Origin of the sequence: Crocosphaera sp. XPORK-15E (assembly GCF_034931425.1) — a bacterium.
Lineage (GTDB): Bacteria > Cyanobacteriota > Cyanobacteriia > Cyanobacteriales > Microcystaceae > UHCC-0190.
This window is the reverse complement of record NZ_JAYGHQ010000004.1, coordinates 49,181-66,454: the sequence shown is the minus strand read 5'-3', so window position 1 is coordinate 66,454 and position 17,274 is coordinate 49,181. Positions and strand designations below refer to the sequence as shown.

At 38.7% G+C, this 17,274-nt stretch carries 17 protein-coding genes; 8 read left to right on the top strand and 9 right to left on the bottom strand.

Translation table 11 applies throughout. From position 1 onward, the window contains the following. Positions 1-141: 141 nt before the first annotated feature. Entirely contained in the window at positions 142-1,878 is a 1,737-nt protein-coding gene (locus tag VB691_RS04370) for a mechanosensitive ion channel family protein (protein ID WP_323290247.1), read from the top strand. A gap of 46 nt (positions 1,879-1,924) precedes the next feature. Here the strand turns inward: VB691_RS04370 and VB691_RS04365 are convergent, their stop codons facing one another. Then, entirely contained in the window at positions 1,925-2,122 is a 198-nt protein-coding gene (locus VB691_RS04365) for a hypothetical protein (protein WP_323290246.1), read from the bottom strand. A gap of 274 nt (positions 2,123-2,396) precedes the next feature. Between VB691_RS04365 and VB691_RS04360 the strand changes: the two genes are divergently transcribed. Further along, complete coding sequence (locus VB691_RS04360) at positions 2,397-4,049, top strand: hypothetical protein (RefSeq protein ID WP_323290245.1); 1,653 nt, start codon at positions 2,397-2,399, stop codon at positions 4,047-4,049. A gap of 90 nt (positions 4,050-4,139) precedes the next feature. On the opposite strand, the gene ribBA is transcribed toward VB691_RS04360, so the two are convergent. After that, complete coding sequence (gene ribBA / locus VB691_RS04355) at positions 4,140-5,813, bottom strand: bifunctional 3,4-dihydroxy-2-butanone-4-phosphate synthase/GTP cyclohydrolase II (RefSeq protein WP_323290244.1); 1,674 nt, start codon at positions 5,811-5,813, stop codon at positions 4,140-4,142. Positions 5,814-5,910: 97 nt separating this feature from the next. Between ribBA and VB691_RS04350 the strand changes: the two genes are divergently transcribed. Further along, a complete protein-coding gene (locus VB691_RS04350; RefSeq protein ID WP_323290243.1) occupies positions 5,911-6,096 on the top strand; it encodes a hypothetical protein in 186 nt (61 codons plus the stop codon). Between the two features lie 23 nt (positions 6,097-6,119). Here VB691_RS04350 and VB691_RS04345 read toward each other — a convergent pair whose 3' ends face one another. Genes VB691_RS04345 through VB691_RS04335 form a run of 3 tightly spaced genes read right to left on the bottom strand, consistent with a single transcriptional unit; the run spans position 6,120 to position 7,588 of the window. Then, positions 6,120-6,485, bottom strand: a complete 366-nt coding sequence (locus tag VB691_RS04345) for a DUF5615 family PIN-like protein (RefSeq protein WP_323290242.1) — start codon at positions 6,483-6,485, stop codon at positions 6,120-6,122. Between the two features lie 11 nt (positions 6,486-6,496). Next, entirely contained in the window at positions 6,497-6,775 is a 279-nt protein-coding gene (locus VB691_RS04340; protein WP_323290241.1) for a DUF433 domain-containing protein, read from the bottom strand. A 48-nt stretch (positions 6,776-6,823) separates the two neighbouring features. Then, positions 6,824-7,588, bottom strand: coding sequence for a hypothetical protein (locus tag VB691_RS04335; protein WP_323290240.1), 765 nt, complete (start codon positions 7,586-7,588; stop codon positions 6,824-6,826). Positions 7,589-7,949: 361 nt separating this feature from the next. Here VB691_RS04335 and VB691_RS04330 point away from each other — a divergent pair, with 361 nt between their 5' ends. Then, positions 7,950-8,495: a Uma2 family endonuclease gene (locus VB691_RS04330; RefSeq protein WP_323290239.1), complete on the top strand. Its 546-nt coding sequence runs from the start codon at positions 7,950-7,952 to the stop codon at positions 8,493-8,495. A 12-nt stretch (positions 8,496-8,507) separates the two neighbouring features. Here the strand turns inward: VB691_RS04330 and hisA are convergent, their stop codons facing one another. From hisA to VB691_RS04310, 4 genes are all read right to left on the bottom strand, one after another. Then, entirely contained in the window at positions 8,508-9,281 is a 774-nt protein-coding gene (hisA, locus tag VB691_RS04325) for a 1-(5-phosphoribosyl)-5-[(5-phosphoribosylamino)methylideneamino]imidazole-4-carboxamide isomerase (protein ID WP_323290238.1), read from the bottom strand. 31 nt (positions 9,282-9,312) lie between these two features. Then, a complete protein-coding gene (locus VB691_RS04320; RefSeq protein ID WP_323290237.1) occupies positions 9,313-9,927 on the bottom strand; it encodes a Uma2 family endonuclease in 615 nt (204 codons plus the stop codon). Between the two features lie 35 nt (positions 9,928-9,962). Further along, the gene (locus tag VB691_RS04315) at positions 9,963-11,279 is read right to left on the bottom strand and encodes an aminopeptidase P N-terminal domain-containing protein (protein WP_323290236.1); all 1,317 of its coding nucleotides are present in this window, start codon (positions 11,277-11,279) and stop codon (positions 9,963-9,965) included. A 144-nt stretch (positions 11,280-11,423) separates the two neighbouring features. Next, entirely contained in the window at positions 11,424-11,582 is a 159-nt protein-coding gene (locus VB691_RS04310) for a hypothetical protein (RefSeq protein ID WP_323290235.1), read from the bottom strand. On the opposite strand from VB691_RS04310, the gene VB691_RS04305 reads away from it, so the two are divergent. The 4 genes from VB691_RS04305 (at position 11,581) to VB691_RS04290 (ending at position 17,122) form a co-directional block, all read left to right on the top strand. Then, positions 11,581-13,419, top strand: a complete 1,839-nt coding sequence (locus VB691_RS04305; protein ID WP_323290234.1) for an NAD(P)H-quinone oxidoreductase subunit F — start codon at positions 11,581-11,583, stop codon at positions 13,417-13,419. The genes VB691_RS04310 and VB691_RS04305 overlap by 2 nt on opposite strands. Positions 13,420-13,477: 58 nt before the next feature. After that, entirely contained in the window at positions 13,478-14,197 is a 720-nt protein-coding gene (locus VB691_RS04300) for a carbonic anhydrase (RefSeq protein ID WP_323290233.1), read from the top strand. 42 nt (positions 14,198-14,239) lie between these two features. Beyond that, positions 14,240-15,733: an NADH-quinone oxidoreductase subunit M gene (locus VB691_RS04295; protein ID WP_323290232.1), complete on the top strand. Its 1,494-nt coding sequence runs from the start codon at positions 14,240-14,242 to the stop codon at positions 15,731-15,733. A 93-nt stretch (positions 15,734-15,826) separates the two neighbouring features. Next, positions 15,827-17,122, top strand: coding sequence for a CO2 hydration protein (locus tag VB691_RS04290; protein WP_323290231.1), 1,296 nt, complete (start codon positions 15,827-15,829; stop codon positions 17,120-17,122). The last annotated feature ends 152 nt before the right edge of the window (positions 17,123-17,274 follow it).

Below are 17,274 nucleotides of genomic sequence, written 5' to 3'. Positions count from 1 at the left end.
AAATAACTTAAATTTCTAACTAGCTTAACACCGATCTTCTAAAAACAATCTAAAAAAATGACCCAAATCTTGAAACCTTAGTCACAATTGATTTAGGCTGTTTTTTATTTTCTTAGTTAAGGGGAAATGGGCTAAAATTAGATGAAGACAATAAATATCAAACAAAATAAGAACAGAAAAAATCAGCTTGTCAAAGGAATTTGTATTTTTTTGACAACCCTCATTATTGTTTTCTCAACTAACATTTTTTCCCCAATATACAGTCTAGATAGTCCTGAAAAAACAGAAAACTTTCCTGTTGTTTTGGATGATGATACTCTGTTTGTGATTCAAAATCCAACTGGTTCTATTTCTGCGGAAGAACGAGCAGATATTATCAATAAAAGACTTAATAAACTTGCTAATGATGATTCCTTAGAAATTAATGAGGATGATTTTGATTTAGACGATAAAGGCAATGTTATTGTTCTTTTATATAAAGGAAAAACTTTAACTACTATTACCGATGATGATGCAAAATCAGCCTATGAATCTCGTCAAAAATTAGCCGAAGACCGCTTAAAAATAATTCAAAAGGCTATTCAAAGATATCGCCGAGAGAGACAGCCTTTTTATTGGGTTTTAGGAATTGTTTTTACGATTGTAACTTTTCTGATATTATTATTGACATTAAAGGTTTTTGATGTTATCTTCCCTTATTTTTATGGTCTTTTAGATAGTTGGCAAGGTACATTAATTCCCTCAATTAGAATACAAAATTTAGAACTTTTATCAGCAGAAAGATTAACCAAAATCTTCAAGAAAATCGTTAAAGTTATTCGCATTTCTCTGACTTTCTTTATTCTTTATGCGTTTCTTCCTGTTGTTTTAGGGTTTTTCCCCCAAACCAGGCAAGTTGGTCGTATTCTATTTGATTATTTACTTAGAGCTATTGATATAGTTGCGACTGCACTTGTCGGTTATTTGCCTAACATTTTTATTGTTTCAATCATTATCTATTTGACTTATTATACTCTTCGTTTTTTAAAATGGATTTTTTGGGAAATAGAAACAGGAAATATTTCTTTTGACGGGTTTTATGCAGAATGGGCCCAACCCACTTATCGAATATTAACCTGGTTAACTATTGCTTTAGCTGCGGTATTTGCCTTCCCTTATTTACCAGGCTTTAATTCTCCGGCGTTTCAAGGAGTTTCTGCTTTTCTTGCCCTTTTATTTACTTTAGGATCTACGGGAGTTGTATCAAATACGGTATCAGGGTTTGTGTTGATTTATACCCGTGCCTTTCAAGTTTCAGATCGGGTAAAAATTGGGGATGCCATTGGGGATATTTTAGACAAAACTTTGTTAGTAACAAGAATTCGCACGATTAAAAATGTGGTGATTACTATTCCCAACTCTGTGATAATGAATAGTAATGTTATTAATTTTAGTGCCTTAGCTAGAGATTTGCAACGTCCCTTAATTTTGCATACAACTATTACCCTGGGCTATGATATTCCTTGGCGGCACGTTCATCAAACTTTAATTACTGCTGCCCAGGCTACTGATTATATTTTAAAGAACCCACCCCCATTTGTTTTACAAACTGCTTTAAATGATTTTTATATCAGTTATGAAATTAATGCCTATACCAATGAATCAACAAAAATGGCGGAAATTTATTCAGAACTGCATCAAAATATTCAAGATAAATGTGCAGAGGGAGATATTGAAATTCTGTCTCCTCATTATGCTGCTTTGCGAGACGGTAATCATAATACAATTCCGGCTGATTACTTACCGGAAGATTATACAGCCCCAGGCTTTAAGATCGATCCTATTACTAACATTTTGAACCAAAATCAAAATCAAGATCAAAATCATTCCAACCATTAGTTAGGGGCGAACAGCCGTTCGCCCCCATCAGGAAAAGTTAATTGAATTAGAGGAAAACATCATTGTTTGTTGCTGTCAAACCGCTAATCTCAGCAGCGATCGCATTAAAATCAAGAGAGGTTCCACTAAGACTATCATTTTTTCGGCCATTACCTCCACCGCTGCCCCCACCTCCGGTAACAACACTGATGTCGATATAGGTTAGGTTCCGATCAATACCACTAATGGGATCATAACCACTCAAGACAAACCCATTGCCACCACCGATATCGCTACCTTCCTCAGAGGCGATCGCTGTTGAGGAGCCTCGGCCAAGGGGAGGGCCACCGCCGCGATCGCCAACAATATCAGGTTTTTTGTTATATGTTAGTATGAGTCACTAAAAATGAGTTTAATCTTTTGTTGCAAAAAAATGACTCTAAAAAAAGATTAAATTCTTGACTTTTTATCTAGTTTTAATATAAATCTTTAAGGAGATTAACACATTTTTCGTAAACTTTTACAACTAGCTAAAGATTATGTCCAAGTTTGTCCATGTTTTGCCAGTAAGTATCCTCGCTTTAACGGGTTTTGTCGCATTAGGAAATCCAGCCGAGGCAGGGAGTTTTAACTTTAATACTGTAGTGAATAATGGTGATTTAGTTCCTGATACTGATCGCCTTTTTAACAGTTATAATCCTCCTTCTGTTAATAGTAATGGGTTGGTTGTATTTCGGGGCCGCAGTCAAGGGGGGGGAGGTCAACCGGCCACAGGTATTTTTACCCGTAATATGAATAGTCCTGGTGCGAATATTCTCCCCGTTGCAACTCGTGGGATGGAAGTTCCTCAACCCAATAACACCATGGCCAACTTTACGGAATTTCCAGCCTTTCCCCGTATTGACCAAAATAGCGATCGCGTTGCCTCACGAGGTCAATCTAATCCCGTTTGGCAGTTACCCGATGATACTAGATTAGGGACTTCTGGGGTTTATACCCAGGATACAGGGCCGTTAAGCACAGGGGTCAATCAATTAGGGGCGATCGCCGGATTTGATTTTTTTAGTGTGCCTGGAACCACACCAGGAACGAAATTTGACCAGTTTCCGGGGGCCCCTGGGGTAACAGATGGGGACATCCTGGTTTTTAAAGGAAATTGGACAGATGAAAGCTTGAATCCCCAAACAGGGGTATATTTCCGTAATGTGGTTGAAAATGGGGGTCTTTCTCCCGTGCAACTTATTGCCGATAGTAATACCCTAATTCCTGGTACTGGGACAGAATTTGGCTCAACGGCCCCACCCAGTGCGGCCAATGGTCAAGCAGTGTTTGTCGGGGTGGATAATGAGGAAAGTCCGACTTTAGGGGGGATTTATTTATCTTCCTTGAATGACCCCACCAATTTGCAATCTTTAGTCAGTATTGGGGGATTATCAGATTTAATTGGTGATCTTGATGGTTTAAAGTCCATTGGAGAAGGATTATCCTTTGATGGTAAATCCGTCGCTTTTTGGGGGGCCTGGGGAACAGAAACCTTCACCCAGATTGTGACTTGTCCTGACGAGGGAAATCAAGAACGACTACAATTTTGTTTAGAAGAATCAGAGACTAACCCCAATGGTATTGGTGGGGGTCAATTTGCCTTTGACGTATTGGCCAATCAAGGCATTTTTGTAACTGATTTGGCAACAATGGGGACTCGTTTAGTGGCCCAAACAGGGGTTGACTTTTCTACCTTCCTCTTTTGGAACTTTTCGGGGATGGTTCCAGGTTCAGAAAATGAGGAAGATGGGGAAGCGGCCCGGTGGCGTTCTTCTGCTTTTGCCGCTTTAAGTGGTTCTCAGGTAGCATTTAAAGGGACAACGGGGCCTGATGTGGAGACGGGAAAAGATGGCATTTATATTCAATTAGGCCGTGATTTACCTTTGATGACGGTGGTAGAAACAGGGATGGATGGTAGTCTGCTTGATTCTGCGGCCGCAGGTTTACCCATTACCTCCTTGGCCATTGAACGAGATGGGTTACGGAATGGATGGTTAGCGATCGCTGCTAGTATGGGCAATGAGGAGGAAAGTTGGGCGGGTATTTATGTCACAAGAACTACTCCTGAACCATCTTCAATCGTTACATTATTGGGTCTAGGAATGGTTGGGTTAGGGTCAACTATCTTGAAAAAGAACACCAAAAAATAAACAAAATCCAGGCTACGAAGGTAGCCTTAGTTTTTCTAGAATTAGGCTTTAGCCTGTTTTTTTTCTCGGCCGTTGACCTTCCCGAATATCCTATGTTTGAGTAAAACTATAAATGGTTTGCAGTTCCCAGGGAAGGGTACAAATAGAGGGGTTTTTTATTAAGGGAAAGCTATGACGATCTAATTTAACTTGTAACCCTAACATGGGATCATCTCCCGCAGAAATCAAAAATTCTAAGCGTTTAATATTAGGCCAAGTAACAAGATTATCTAAAATATTCAGAATTGCCTGAACATAAGGATGTTTCCCTTGATGATACCAATTATGAGCCACCATTTGGGCCTGTTCAAACCCTAAATGAAAAATTAAAGAAGGCTGTTCAAATAAAGCGATCGCAACGGGCCTTGTTTCTTCTTGTAATAATAATTGTGCGGAACGACTTAATTGGCGAACCTGTTCTAAATTAGCATAACGTTCTGTAACTGAACCTGTTTTTATGTCCCAATCTATGGCTACAGTAATCAAATAGGTTTGTAGGAGTAAATGCCCTAATTTTTCTGCTTTGGTTGCCAAGTAACTTGAATTATAATTATTGGATTCAATTAACAAAGGAAGACGATCTACTACTTCCAAACCATAACCTTTTAATCCGGCAATTTTTCGAGGATTATTAGTAATAAGGCGAATTTTTTTTACTCCCAAATCATTCAACATTTGGGCCCCCATTCCATAGTCTCGTAAATCTGCGGGAAACCCTAATCGTTCATTTGCTTCTACTGTATCTAGTCCCATATCTTGCAAAGAATAAGCTTTTAATTTATTAACTAACCCTATTCCTCGGCCTTCTTGTCGTAAATAAACCACAACACCTAAACCTGCTTTTTCTATCATTTTAAGTGCTGTTTGTAGCTGCATTCGACAATCACAACGTAAAGATCCTAACGCATCTCCGGTTAAACATTCGGAGTGCATTCTTACCATAACAGAATGATCTTTAAACTCAGCAGGATCACCTTTTACTATAGCAACGTGTTCCGTTTCATCTAAAACATTGCGATAAGCATATATTTTAAAGGTTCCAAACTGACTAGGAAACTGACACACTGTTTCTAAATAAACAAAACGATCATGTTTCAAACGATAACTAATTAAATCGGCAATACTAATTAGTTTTAGATCGTGTTTTTTGGCATAATCAAATAGTTCAGGCAGTCGGGCCATGGAACCGTCAGAGTTTTGGATCTCACAAATGACCCCGGCGGGATAAAGACCTGCTAACCTAGATAAATCGACTGCGGCCTCTGTATGGCCGGCCCGTTTGAGAACTCCTCCTTCTTTCGCACGAATCGGGAAAATATGACCAGGACGGGTTAAATCGTCGGGTTTGCTGTTAGGATTAATGGCAACTTGAATGGTGCGGGCCCGGTCTTCTGCGGAGATGCCTGTAGTGACTCCTAGATGGGGTGAGGCATCAATACTGACGGTAAATGCGGTTTGGTTGCTATCGGTGTTTTTTGTGACCATTAAGGGCAGGTCTAGCGCGTCTAACCGTTCCCCTTGCATGGCTAAACAGATCAAGCCCCTGGCCTCTACTGCCATAAAATTTATCATGTTAGGGGTGGCAAATTGGGCAGCACAGATGAGATCGCCTTCATTTTCGCGGTTTTCGTCATCTACGACAATAATAGCGCGGCCGGCTTTAATATCGGCTAAGGCTGCATCAATGGGGTCAAATTCAGGCATTAAGGTTTGTGAGGCGTTCACAAGTTATTGGTTAAATTAGTAGAACTTATCTTATTCTAAATTGTAGCGGATTCTTATAAATGTGTTGGGCCTGAACATCAAGAAAAGAGGCTTTACTATGACTATTGTAAGTAGACATTCTGACGAAATTCCACCTATGAGTGAAGAACGAGCAAAAGAACTCGAAGCTATACCCGATGAAGAGCTTGACTATTCGGATATTCCACCATTAGATGAAGCGTTTTTTGAAAAAGCTAAGCGAGTTGAAAGAAAGGTTATTAAACAAGACAAAATAAAATATTAATAACTTTATAATCTTGATCATATTTAATTGATCCAAGAACTCAAAAACTCAATCTTATTTATCATGTTTTGAGATGATTTAGAGTTAATTAATTTTAAAATTCCTCGCATTAATTCACCAATTGAATATTTTTGCTGTTGAACTAAAATTATTCCTGCGTGAGTTATTTCTTGCTCTAAAAAATAAGTATGTAAAGCATAGAAATCTCTTATATTATAACTATACAAAACACGATTCAATGAAGTCGCTTTTCTCAATTGTTCTTCATCTGTAAATCCTAAAGAATTAGCATCTAAAGCAGTAATTACATCAATTCCACGACTTTTTAAGGCAATAAAAAGTGATCTTGTTGTTGAATCTTCATCCATATATAAACTAATTTTGCTCATAATTACTTTCTCTAATTATCTAAATCTTCAATGCGCTCTGCTTCGGATTTTTCTAACATTATTTCTGCTTCTATTTGTTCTTTATTGGCATGATAATAGGTTAATGCAGCATAAACTTGGGCTAAGGAAAGATGATTGATTTCATCAGCAATTTCTTCAGGATTATAACCTTGTTTATACCAGATAACTATTCGTCTCACAGTCACCCCAGTTCCCGCAATAATAGGGGAACCTTGATGTATTTTGGGCTTACTTTCTATCAATGTACCAATGTTAATTACTGTTGACATATTTACCTCCATTTTTGTAGAAATACCTGTTAACTCTATTGTACATTTTTATAACCCTAATAATTTGGCGATCGCAGGTAATAATTGATTACATTCTTGCACTAATTTGGTGGCAGTTGGTAAGGTGGCAACAATTCCCATCAGGGCATTTTTAGACCGTTTTGCTAACTTTTTCAGGTTACTATCTTCAATGTTATTAGCAGCATCAACAATAGTTTTGACTTCTTCTAATGCGTCTGCTTTGTTTTCATTATCAAGATTTTCTTCCGTTTCTATGACAGTTTTTAGTTGACTTAATAGCTGTTTTATGCTATCACTTCCATCCTCAGAATTATCAGATAATTGATTAATACTGTTGGTAACTTGTCCGCTAATCTCTTTTAAATTAGCAATAGAATTAGTTAAAGTAGAATTAGTAATGTTTTGGCTACTATCTGAACTGTTATTCATGGCTTTATTATCAATAATAGTGGTTGAGTTTGGTTTGTTCATTAAGGCAAGTTTGGCAATTTCTGTAATATCTTTGGTCAATGCTTTGATTTCTTCTTTATGTGTTTTTTCTGCTTCTAATAATGCAGCTTGTTTAACTGCTTCTAATTTCATTTCGTACACATCATTAAATTGATGTTCTATCTTTCCTTTATTGGGATTTTCAGGAACTTCAAGGGTAACTAATACATCATTGCCTTTTTTTTCAAACCCTTGAATAGAATTATAACTAATTTCAGGATTTTCGCTCATGATGTTTTGAAAGGCAACTTTAAAAGCTTCTGGGTTAACTCCATTACGGAGTAATAACTGTACTGTATTCATGATTTTAGTTGTATAAGTTAATAACTTCCGATGCTTTCATGGTAGGTTGCTGGTTGTACAGAACGTTTGGTACAAAAAGATTAATAATAGTTTTTTATTGGTATAGGAAAGGGAACAGTTAGAAAATATGGCTCAATTATAAGGGTTTTAAGCAACCTGAAAACTCTAGCGTTAGGGTTATATGTACTATTTAACCTGAAAACTCTAGCGTTAGGGTTATATGTACTAATTAACCTGAAAACTCTAGCGTTAGGGTTATATGTACTAATTAACCTGAAAACCCTAGCACTAGATTTATATGTACTAATTAAAGACTAACCTTCGGTATAGTGTAGGAGGATGTCACCTCTGTGTACTTACCATGCAATCTCCTACTATTACTAACCTCTTAGACAGTTTAAATGCTTTTCTCCAGCAACCCAACATTGAAACTTCTCCTGCTTGGGAATTCATCCAAGGGCAAGCCAAACAGAAACCGATGCCAACCCTCTTTCATTCCCGTCTCCAGCGCAACCTAGTTAACAAGATTAACAGTCAAAGCAACGCTTATGAAGCCATCCAAGAATTGCGGTGTATTGTCCCCCCTTTATCTCCCGTCCCTGATATTGCCGTAGTTAAAAATGATCGCCTCTCCGATGAAGATGGCCCACTGCAAGGTTCACCCGACTGGTTAATTTACATTCGCTCCCCCGCTCAAAGTACATTAGACCTACAGAATAAAATTCTACACTGCTTAAGCAACGGGACTCAACTTGCTTGGCTGATCGATATTCAGCGACAACAAATCTGGGTTTGGGAAAACCAAGAACTCCCACTGGTTTATGCTGGAACTGACAGACTCCCGACTCTGGACAATATCCCAGATTTGACAGTGGAAGCCATCATCGCCATGACTCAGCAGCGTTAACAGTATCTAACCCTAGCCAAAAGCCGATGAGCCGAGGTCTGGGGGTACATCTTGCCATCTTCCTGCCCCCACTGCGCGGACTGCTTCTGTTAAGCTGACATCCCCAGTATATAAAGCTTTACCAATAATTACCCCAGTCACGCCAATGGGTTCTAATGCTAATAATCCTAAAACATCAGTGAGGGAACTGACTCCCCCTGATGCAATGATAGGGATGTTAACATGATTCGCTAATTCTCGTAAGGCTTCACGGTTAGGCCCTTGTAATGTCCCGTCCCGGTGGATATCGGTGTAAATGATGGCTGTAACGCCTAATGCTGCCATTTTTTGGGCCAAGTCTGTCGCTAACACTTCTGAGGTTTCTAACCATCCTCTGGTGGCAACTTTCCCATCACGCGCATCTATTCCTACAGCAATTTTACCTGGAAATTCTTGACAGAGTTGCTGCACTAAATCAGGGTTTTCGACTGCAACCGTCCCCAGAATGGCACGATCAACCCCTAACTTAATCAGTTGAGCAACACTGTTGCGATCGCGTAATCCTCCCCCTACCTGTACGGGAATAGAGATGGCCCTGGCGATCGCTTCTATAGTATTTAGGTTAACAGGTTTGCCCTGTTTTGCCCCATCAAGGTCTACTAAATGCAAACGGGTGGCCCCTTCATCGGCCCATTGTCGCGCCACTTCTACGGGGTTTTCGTTATAAACTTGGGATTGTTGATAGTCACCTTGATAAAGACGAACACAACGTCCTTCAAGCAGATCGATCGCAGGGATAACGTCCATTTAATCTATTTTCATAACTCTATGAATAATATTAACATCTTACTTGAAAGATTTGATTAACAGTTAAATCTAATTCAGGTAAAGTTGGCGATTTAATCTGCTCATTATCTCGAAAATATTGAACTTGATATTCACCATCAATAAGATTATAAACCGAAATAGTTGGTTGTTTGGGATTCCCAATATAACGAGAACCACCTATGCCTAAATAATCTACTATCCAATATTCATTAATGCCAATTTCTTCATAATCTCTTAATTTGGTTAAATAGTCATCTCGCCAATTACTACTTACAATTTCTACGACTAAGGGAATTGATTTTCCTTTAGTTAGAGTTGAATACTTTTCCCACAAAGGTTCATCTTCAAGGGCATTTCTATCTACAACTAATACATCAGGTAAATAACCACTATTGTCAGCAAAGACTTTTACTAATGCTTGTTTAGGCAAAAAATAATCTAATTTACGCTGTCTAAATAAACAAGCAAATTCCACCGCTAAAAATACTGAAATTTCCTCATGTTTTCCCTTTGGTTGCATTTCAACAACTATCCCTTTATACAATTCATAACAACTATTTTCTGGTTTCCAATCCAGAAACTCAGCAAAAGTCATTAATTTAGGTAAAGTTGTAGCTTTTGTCATCTTTTTTAACCTATAAGTTTTTAACTAAAATGTGTTTAAACAATCTCATCAATTGCTTTAGGAACAGCAGCAGTTAAAACCTCATGACCTGTTTTTGTTACTAAAATATCATCCTCAATTCTAATACCAATACCGCGCCATCTTTCAGGAATTTCTGGTTGTCCTTCTGCGGGTTTAATATCGAGGCCTATATAAATACCAGGTTCAACAGTTAAAACATGACCTGCTTCTAAGGGAAGCCAAGTTTCTTCACCTTGTTTATAAACCCCCACATCATGCACATCTAAACCCAACCAATGGCCAGTTTTGTGCATATAAAAAGGCTTATATTTTTCCTCTTTAATTATCTCCTCTAAGTCTCCTTTCAATAACCCTAAATCGATTAATCCCTGTACCAAAACACAGACCGCTATATCATGAAACTCATTATAAGGGTTTCCAGGTTTAACCGATTCAATGGCTTTTAATTGAGCTTCTAATACTAACTCATAAATCGCTTTTTGTTCCCCGGTAAACTTACCATTGACGGGAAATGTTCGGGTAATATCCCCATTATAATAACCATAAGAACAACCCGCATCAATTAACAATAAATCATTTTCTTGAATCTGACGGTTATTCTCAATATAATGAAGAATACAAGCATTAGAACCCGATGCCACAATAGAAGGATAAGCCGGCCCTATTCCCCCATGAAGTCGAAAAGTATGTTCAATTTCTGCTTGAATTTGATACTCATAATGACCCGCTTTTACAAATTCTCTGGCCCGGTTATGAGCCGCAGCAGAAATATCCATCGCTTGACGTAACATCGCTAATTCAGAGGCACTTTTTACCTGTCGCATAGGGTGAAGAATATGGTTAGTATCTTCAATAGCAACCGGCCCAGTTCCCCGCTTAGGATAGGTTGCCATTAAGCTTTGCCAATGGGATAAAATGACATCATTAAAATGCTTATCTCTGCCTAAATGATAATAAATTCGCTCTGCTTTCTTGAGATATTGAGGTAATTTTTCATCTAATTCTGCGATGGGATAGGCTTCATCTGCGCCATACTTTTCTTTGGCCCCTTCTACCCCACAACGATACCCTGTCCAAGTCTCTTTGTCAGGATCTTTGGGTTGTATAAATAAGATAAAACGGTGTTCTTCATGATGGGGGGCCAAAACAGCAACCGCTTCTGGTTCATTAAATCCTGTTAAATAGAAAAAATCACTATCCTGACGAAAAACATATTCAACATCATTGTGCATGACTGAAGTGGGTGCGCTGCGAAAAATGGCTGTTCCTTTGCCCATTTTTTCCATCAATTTTTCTCGTCTTTGGCGGTATTCGCTCCAGTCAATGCCCATAAGATTCCATCACAATGTTTACTAATTTATTAATCTAACTCAAAACTTCTCAGAAAGGTAGGGAAAATATAAAAATTTCTTGATAATTATTCATTATTCATTATTCATTGGTGAAATAGCAGCGAAACTTATCATCGATATAACTCAATAATAAGTTTGTAGGGATTGACTAAATACTATGATTTGTGCATAATAAAATCTAACAAAAAAAGAATCTAGGTCGTCTTCAATAGGCAAGGTCAAGGTAAAATTAGCTGATTCCTGCTTATTAGTTTCTAAGCGCATTTTTTGAGGAAATTTCATGTTAGCTTCCTTAAGCCAGACTGTCTGGTTAGTTCCTTTGTATGCCTTGATGGGGGCATTATTAATTCTGCCCTGGTCCCCTGGTATTATTCGTCAAACGGGCCCCAGGCCATCTGGTTATATCAGCATTATCATGACTCTGGTGGCTTTATTCCATAGTTTGTTTACTTTGGGGAATATCTGGCAAAAACCGCCTCAATATCTCTCTGCAACTTGGTTACATACCACCACGTTAGATCTTACCTTGGATCTCGAAATTTCGACCGTAACCGTTGGGGCCTTGGTGGTCATTACTGGGTTAAATTTAATGGCCCAAATTTACGCCATTGGTTACTTAGAAATGGACTGGGGATGGGCGCGTTTTTATGCGTTGATGGCTTTATTTGAGGGGGGAATGTGTTCCCTAGTCCTTTGTAACTCCCTCTTTTTCAGTTATGTGGTGCTGGAAGTTCTCACCTTGGGAACCTATTTATTAATTGGGTTTTGGTTTAACCAGTCTTTGGTAGTAACAGGGGCCCGAGATGCTTTTTTAACAAAACGGATTGGGGATTTAATTTTATTGATGGCTGTGGTGGCCCTATTACCCTTAGCAGGAACCTGGAATTATGATCAATTAGCAATTTGGGCGGAAACTGCTGATCTTAACCCTACTGTTGCAACCTTACTCTGTTTAGCTTTAATTGCTGGGCCTTTGGGCAAATGCGCTCAATTTCCCTTACATTTATGGTTAGATGAGGCCATGGAAGGCCCCATGCCCGCTACTATTCTACGGAATGGCTTAGTTGTCTCTACGGGGGCCTGGGTATTGGTTAAATTGCAACCTGTTTTGGCCTTATCTCCCCTAGCATTGACGGTAATGGTGTCTATTGGGGCTGTAACGGCAGTTGGGGCGGCTTTGATTGCGATCGCTCAAATTGATGTTAAACGCTCCCTCTCCTACACTGTGAGTGCCTATATGGGCTTAGAGTTTATCGCGGTGGGAACGGGACAAACGGAAACGGCTTTACTCTTGTTGTTAACCTATGCGATCGCCATGGGGTTATTAGTGATGAGTATTGGGGGAATTGTTCTTAATAATATTACCCAAGATTTAACTCAATATGGCGGTTTATGGTCCCGTCGTCCCATTTCTGCTATTTGTCACTTAGTGGGTGGGGCCGCTTTAGTCGCTTTTCCTCCTTTGGGGGGGTTTTGGGCGTTGCAACAACTCGCGGAAGGGTTAGCGTCTGTTTCTCCCCTATTATTTGGGGTGTTATTGCTAGTAAATGGGTTAACGGCCTTTAGTGTGGCCCGTGAGTTTAGTCTCATTTTTGGGGGTCAACCGAAACCCATGACGGTACGTTCTCCTGAAGGTTTATGGGCTTTAGTTTTGCCGATGACAGTGGTGATGGGATTTGCTCTACATTTGCCTATTTTACTGTTTAAATGGCAATTATTACCAACTTTAGCAAGTGTTAACCTATCAACGGCAGGAAGTCTGGTATTATCAACGTTAATTGGTAGTAGTGCAGCCGCCTTTATATATTTAAGCGATCGCATTCCGAAACCTGTCCAAATTAACCCTAAATGGTTACAAGATCTCTTTGCCTATGATTTATACACCCCTCAACTTTATCGAGTAACAATTGTCGCCTTAGTTGCTATTGTTTCCAATGCGGTTAATTGGTTTGATAAATTTATTGTTGATGGGGTTGTTAATATAGTAGGAATTGCGACGCTGTTTGGGGGACAAGGCTTAAAATATAATGTCACAGGACAAGGACAATTTTATATTTTTACCATGCTCCTTGGCTTGGCGATCTTGGTATCAATTCTTTGCTTTCCCTTATTATCCTAAAGGCTTGCTCACTAACCATTATTTGCCTTTTCATTTAACCCATTGTTAGGAGTTTATTATGAAGTCTGATTCTTCCAAATTCGATATTTCTCGTCGTAATATCCTCAAATATGGTGGGGGTTTCATCGGAACAGGATTATTAGCAGCAGCTATGGGAGTAGAAGTTTTAACCCCTTCTCCTGTGGTTGCTCAAAATGATATGACCCCTGACCAAGCTTTGGCAAAATTAATGGATGGTAATAAACGTTTTGCCACCATGAGAAGCAAAAATCCGAATCAAAGTTTAGTGCGTCTTCAAGAAGTTGCTAAAGGTCAAAATCCCTTTGCTGCTGTGTTGAGTTGTGCTGATTCAAGAGTACCCGTAGAAATCATTTTTGATCAAGGTTTAGGGGATATTTTTGTTTGCCGAGATGCGGGAAATATTGCCATCAAAGAAGAAGTTGGTAGCTTAGAATTCGGCACATTAGTGTTAGGTGCAAAGGTATTATTAGTGATTGGTCATGAAGCTTGTGGCGCAGTAATTGCTACAATGAAAGGGGGTGAAGTCCCTGGTTCAATTGGTACGATTTTAGCTCAAATTGAACCCGCAATTACTGAATTTCTGGGTAAACAAGATGACGAAGTAGCTGTCAGAAAAGCAACAGAAGCTAATGTTTTACATCAAGTTAAACTATTGAAAAGCTCTCCCATTATCTCTGACTTAGTAGCTCAAAATAAACTCAAAGTTGTTGGGGCTTATTATGACTTAGATACAGGAGAAATTAGTTTAGTTGGTTAGGGTTGTACTTTCAGTTTAAAAGGGTTTTATAGGAATAATAAAATGCTGAGTGCTTTACTAATTTTACCAATTGTTGGGGCGGCAATAGTTGGATTTTTGCCCCTTTCATTAGATGGCTCAAAATCGCGCCAAATTACCCTATTTTTTACGGCTTTGTCCTTTGGTTGGAGTCTTTATCTCCTACAACAATTTAATCTGAATAACCCTGGTTTTCAGTTTGAAGAATACCTACCTTGGGCAAATGCTATCGGTTTAAGTTACAGTGTAGGGGTTGATGGTTTATCTTTACCCTTACTCATTCTCAATAGCTTTCTCACGGGATTTGCTATTTTTAGCATTGGCGAAAAAGTAGAGCGACCCCGCCTTTATTATTCCTTAATTTTGTTATGTAATGGGGGAATTGCTGGGGCATTAATGGCACAAAATTTACTTTTATTTGTGCTATTTTATGAAGTAGAATTAATTCCCTTTTACCTCATGATTGCTATTTGGGGAGGCGAAAAAAGAGGTTATGCTTCTACTAAATTTCTGATTTATACTGCCCTATCAGGATTATTAGTTTTAGCTGCATTTCTCGGCATGAGTTTTCTCAGTGGTTCAGCAAATTTTGATTATATTTCTATCCACTTAGAACAGCTTTCTCTCAATACTCGCTTAATTTTGTTAACCTTACTTTTAGTCGGGTTTGGTATCAAAATTCCCTTAGTTCCTTTACATACTTGGTTGCCTGATGCCTACACAGAAGCATCTCCCGCCGTAACTATATTATTAGGAGGAATTTTAGCCAAATTAGGGACTTATGGTTTAATTCGCTTCGGTTTACAGCTATTTCCTGAAGCTTGGTCATTAATAGCCCCTGGTTTAGCCATTATTGGCACTATTAGCGTCCTCTATGGGGCCTTAAGTGCGATCGCCCAAAAAGACATCAAACGCATGGTTGCCTATAGTTCGATCGGACACATGGGTTATATTCTCGTAGCAGCCGCAGCCGGGACAGAATTAAGCATTTTAGGGGCCGTAACCCAAATGATTAGTCATGGCTTAATTTTAGCCCTCCTGTTCTATTTAGTGGGCATTGTAGAACGCAAAGCAGGAACCCGTGACCTGGATATTCTCAATGGGTTAATGAACCCTATTCGCGGCTTACCTCTCACCAGTGCCTTGTTAATTTTAGCAGGGATGGGCAGCGCAGGTATTCCTGGTTTAGTGGGATTTATTGCAGAATTCATGGTATTTCAAGGCAGTTTTACGGCTTTTCCTATTCCTACTTTACTTTGCATCATTGCATCAGGTTTAACAGCGGTTTACTTCGTCATTCTTTTAAATCGTACCTGTTTTGGCAAACTAGACAACCAACGTGCCTATTATCCCAAAGTTTTGGCCTCAGAGAATATTCCCGCTTTAATTCTAACTGCAACTATTATCTTTTTAGGAGTTCAACCTAATTATTTAGTCCGTTGGATCGAACCGACAACTAATACAATGGTTGCTCATTTATCGACGATTGAACAGTCGCAAATTGCAGTTAAACCTTAATTATTACGAGCTTAAGGGGCTTAATATTATTAAGCCCCTACAACTTTTGTTATATATTTGGTGGGCAATGTCCACCCTACAGGATAATTGACAATGACAAGCACTTTAAACTTTACCAAACTTCCCCCATCTACCCATGAATTTGCTGAGGTAATTCACCGCTTAGAGGCTGGTGGTTCAATGTTACCTGATACCCCAGAGAACTTAATGCAAATTATCGGCATATATAAAGCCTATGCAGTTCCAATGGACTTCTATTGGCGGGATCTTTTATATATTGCTGAACGGGTATTTTTAGACCCCCTTCCCTTCTTTAAATATTTCTTACCTCAAGAGTATTTAGATCTCCATAATCATTATGCTGGAGATGACGCAGATTTGAGAATTTGGCGAGGAGTAGCAACAGCCCATCCTGAATTATTAGAGTTTATGGAAAAGGGCAAAACTGGCCAATTACCAAGACTATTTCATCATCTTAATCATGACCGCATTAATATGGAATTTGCCGAAGCTTGTATGCGGGCAATGTTATGGCATGGTCGAGATATGGGATGGGGTAAATTTGATGCTTATCTTGACAGTGAGGAATACAAAGCAAACGCAGATAGAGCAATTAAAGCCTATTTTAAAAAGAATCCTGCTATGTTGGGACTGTATAAATTATTCCCTGATATGTTCTTAGAACAGGTTCGTCAACTTTCCTATTATTCTAATTTAGGACTATTTTGGGAAGTGATGGCCCCTGTGTTTTTTGAGATGTCAGATATTTATGATGAAGGAGGTTTTAAAGGGGTTCCTGATGCCATGAATTTCCTAGTTAATGGTATTTTTGCCATTGCGGGCCGTCCTATTTATCATCATGTTTATATTGAGGGGGAATGTTACGAAATTATTCCCAAATCTAAGGGGTTTACTTGGTTATATGAGGCAGCTTTACCCTACGTTGAAGCTGTATTTTATCGCACTGCTCCCTTCCGAGGAACTAAGTCTTATAATGCTCAAGCAAAACAAGTTCCTGAACAGCAAAAAGACTTTCATTATGGCATTTTATACGCTGATGTTTTCCCCGTCGGAACTGCCGGAATACCTCCCACATTGTTAATGGATGATATGTATCATTTTTTGCCAGATTACTTGATAGAATACTATCAAAAACATTGTCGTGGGCAAGATGATGTCTTGATTCAATTAGGGATTACTTTTCAGCGATCAATGTATAATGTAACTTCTGCTGTTATTCAAGCATTGAGAACCGCTTTGTTATATCCTTTAGATGATCCTAACCCCAAACATTTGCAGAAAAACCGTCAATTTTTTGAAGCACAAATTGATCGTTTTAAACGTCCCGAAGCCCGTTTAAGGGATGTTCAAAAGCAAGAATATCGTTAACTGTAGGGTGGGCAATGCCCACCTTTTTAAGATATTATAAAAATGATATCGTCTAAAAAAGTGATTAAAATCACAGCCTGATAAAAAATTAAATAATTATAATATTAGTAGCCTAATTAGGTATAATTGATTCTACAATAACCGACTCTTAA

Bases quoted from the DNA above. Each gene is read 5' to 3' on its own strand.
- VB691_RS04320 (WP_323290237.1), bottom strand. From the start codon at position 9,927: ATGACAAAAGCTACAACTTTACCTAAATTAATGACTTTTGCTGAGTTT.
- VB691_RS04370 (WP_323290247.1), top strand. From the start codon at position 142: ATGAAGACAATAAATATCAAACAAAATAAGAACAGAAAAAATCAGCTT.
- VB691_RS04350 (WP_323290243.1), top strand. From the start codon at position 5,911: ATGACTATTGTAAGTAGACATTCTGACGAAATTCCACCTATGAGTGAA.
- VB691_RS04360 (WP_323290245.1), top strand. From the start codon at position 2,397: ATGTCCAAGTTTGTCCATGTTTTGCCAGTAAGTATCCTCGCTTTAACG.
- VB691_RS04295 (WP_323290232.1), top strand. From the start codon at position 14,240: ATGCTGAGTGCTTTACTAATTTTACCAATTGTTGGGGCGGCAATAGTT.
- hisA (WP_323290238.1), bottom strand. From the start codon at position 9,281: ATGGACGTTATCCCTGCGATCGATCTGCTTGAAGGACGTTGTGTTCGT.
- VB691_RS04300 (WP_323290233.1), top strand. From the start codon at position 13,478: ATGAAGTCTGATTCTTCCAAATTCGATATTTCTCGTCGTAATATCCTC.
- VB691_RS04345 (WP_323290242.1), bottom strand. From the start codon at position 6,485: ATGAGCAAAATTAGTTTATATATGGATGAAGATTCAACAACAAGATCA.
- VB691_RS04310 (WP_323290235.1), bottom strand. From the start codon at position 11,582: ATGAAATTTCCTCAAAAAATGCGCTTAGAAACTAATAAGCAGGAATCA.
- VB691_RS04335 (WP_323290240.1), bottom strand. From the start codon at position 7,588: ATGAATACAGTACAGTTATTACTCCGTAATGGAGTTAACCCAGAAGCT.
- VB691_RS04305 (WP_323290234.1), top strand. From the start codon at position 11,581: ATGTTAGCTTCCTTAAGCCAGACTGTCTGGTTAGTTCCTTTGTATGCC.
- VB691_RS04315 (WP_323290236.1), bottom strand. From the start codon at position 11,279: ATGGGCATTGACTGGAGCGAATACCGCCAAAGACGAGAAAAATTGATG.
- VB691_RS04340 (WP_323290241.1), bottom strand. From the start codon at position 6,775: ATGTCAACAGTAATTAACATTGGTACATTGATAGAAAGTAAGCCCAAA.
- VB691_RS04290 (WP_323290231.1), top strand. From the start codon at position 15,827: ATGACAAGCACTTTAAACTTTACCAAACTTCCCCCATCTACCCATGAA.
- VB691_RS04330 (WP_323290239.1), top strand. From the start codon at position 7,950: ATGCAATCTCCTACTATTACTAACCTCTTAGACAGTTTAAATGCTTTT.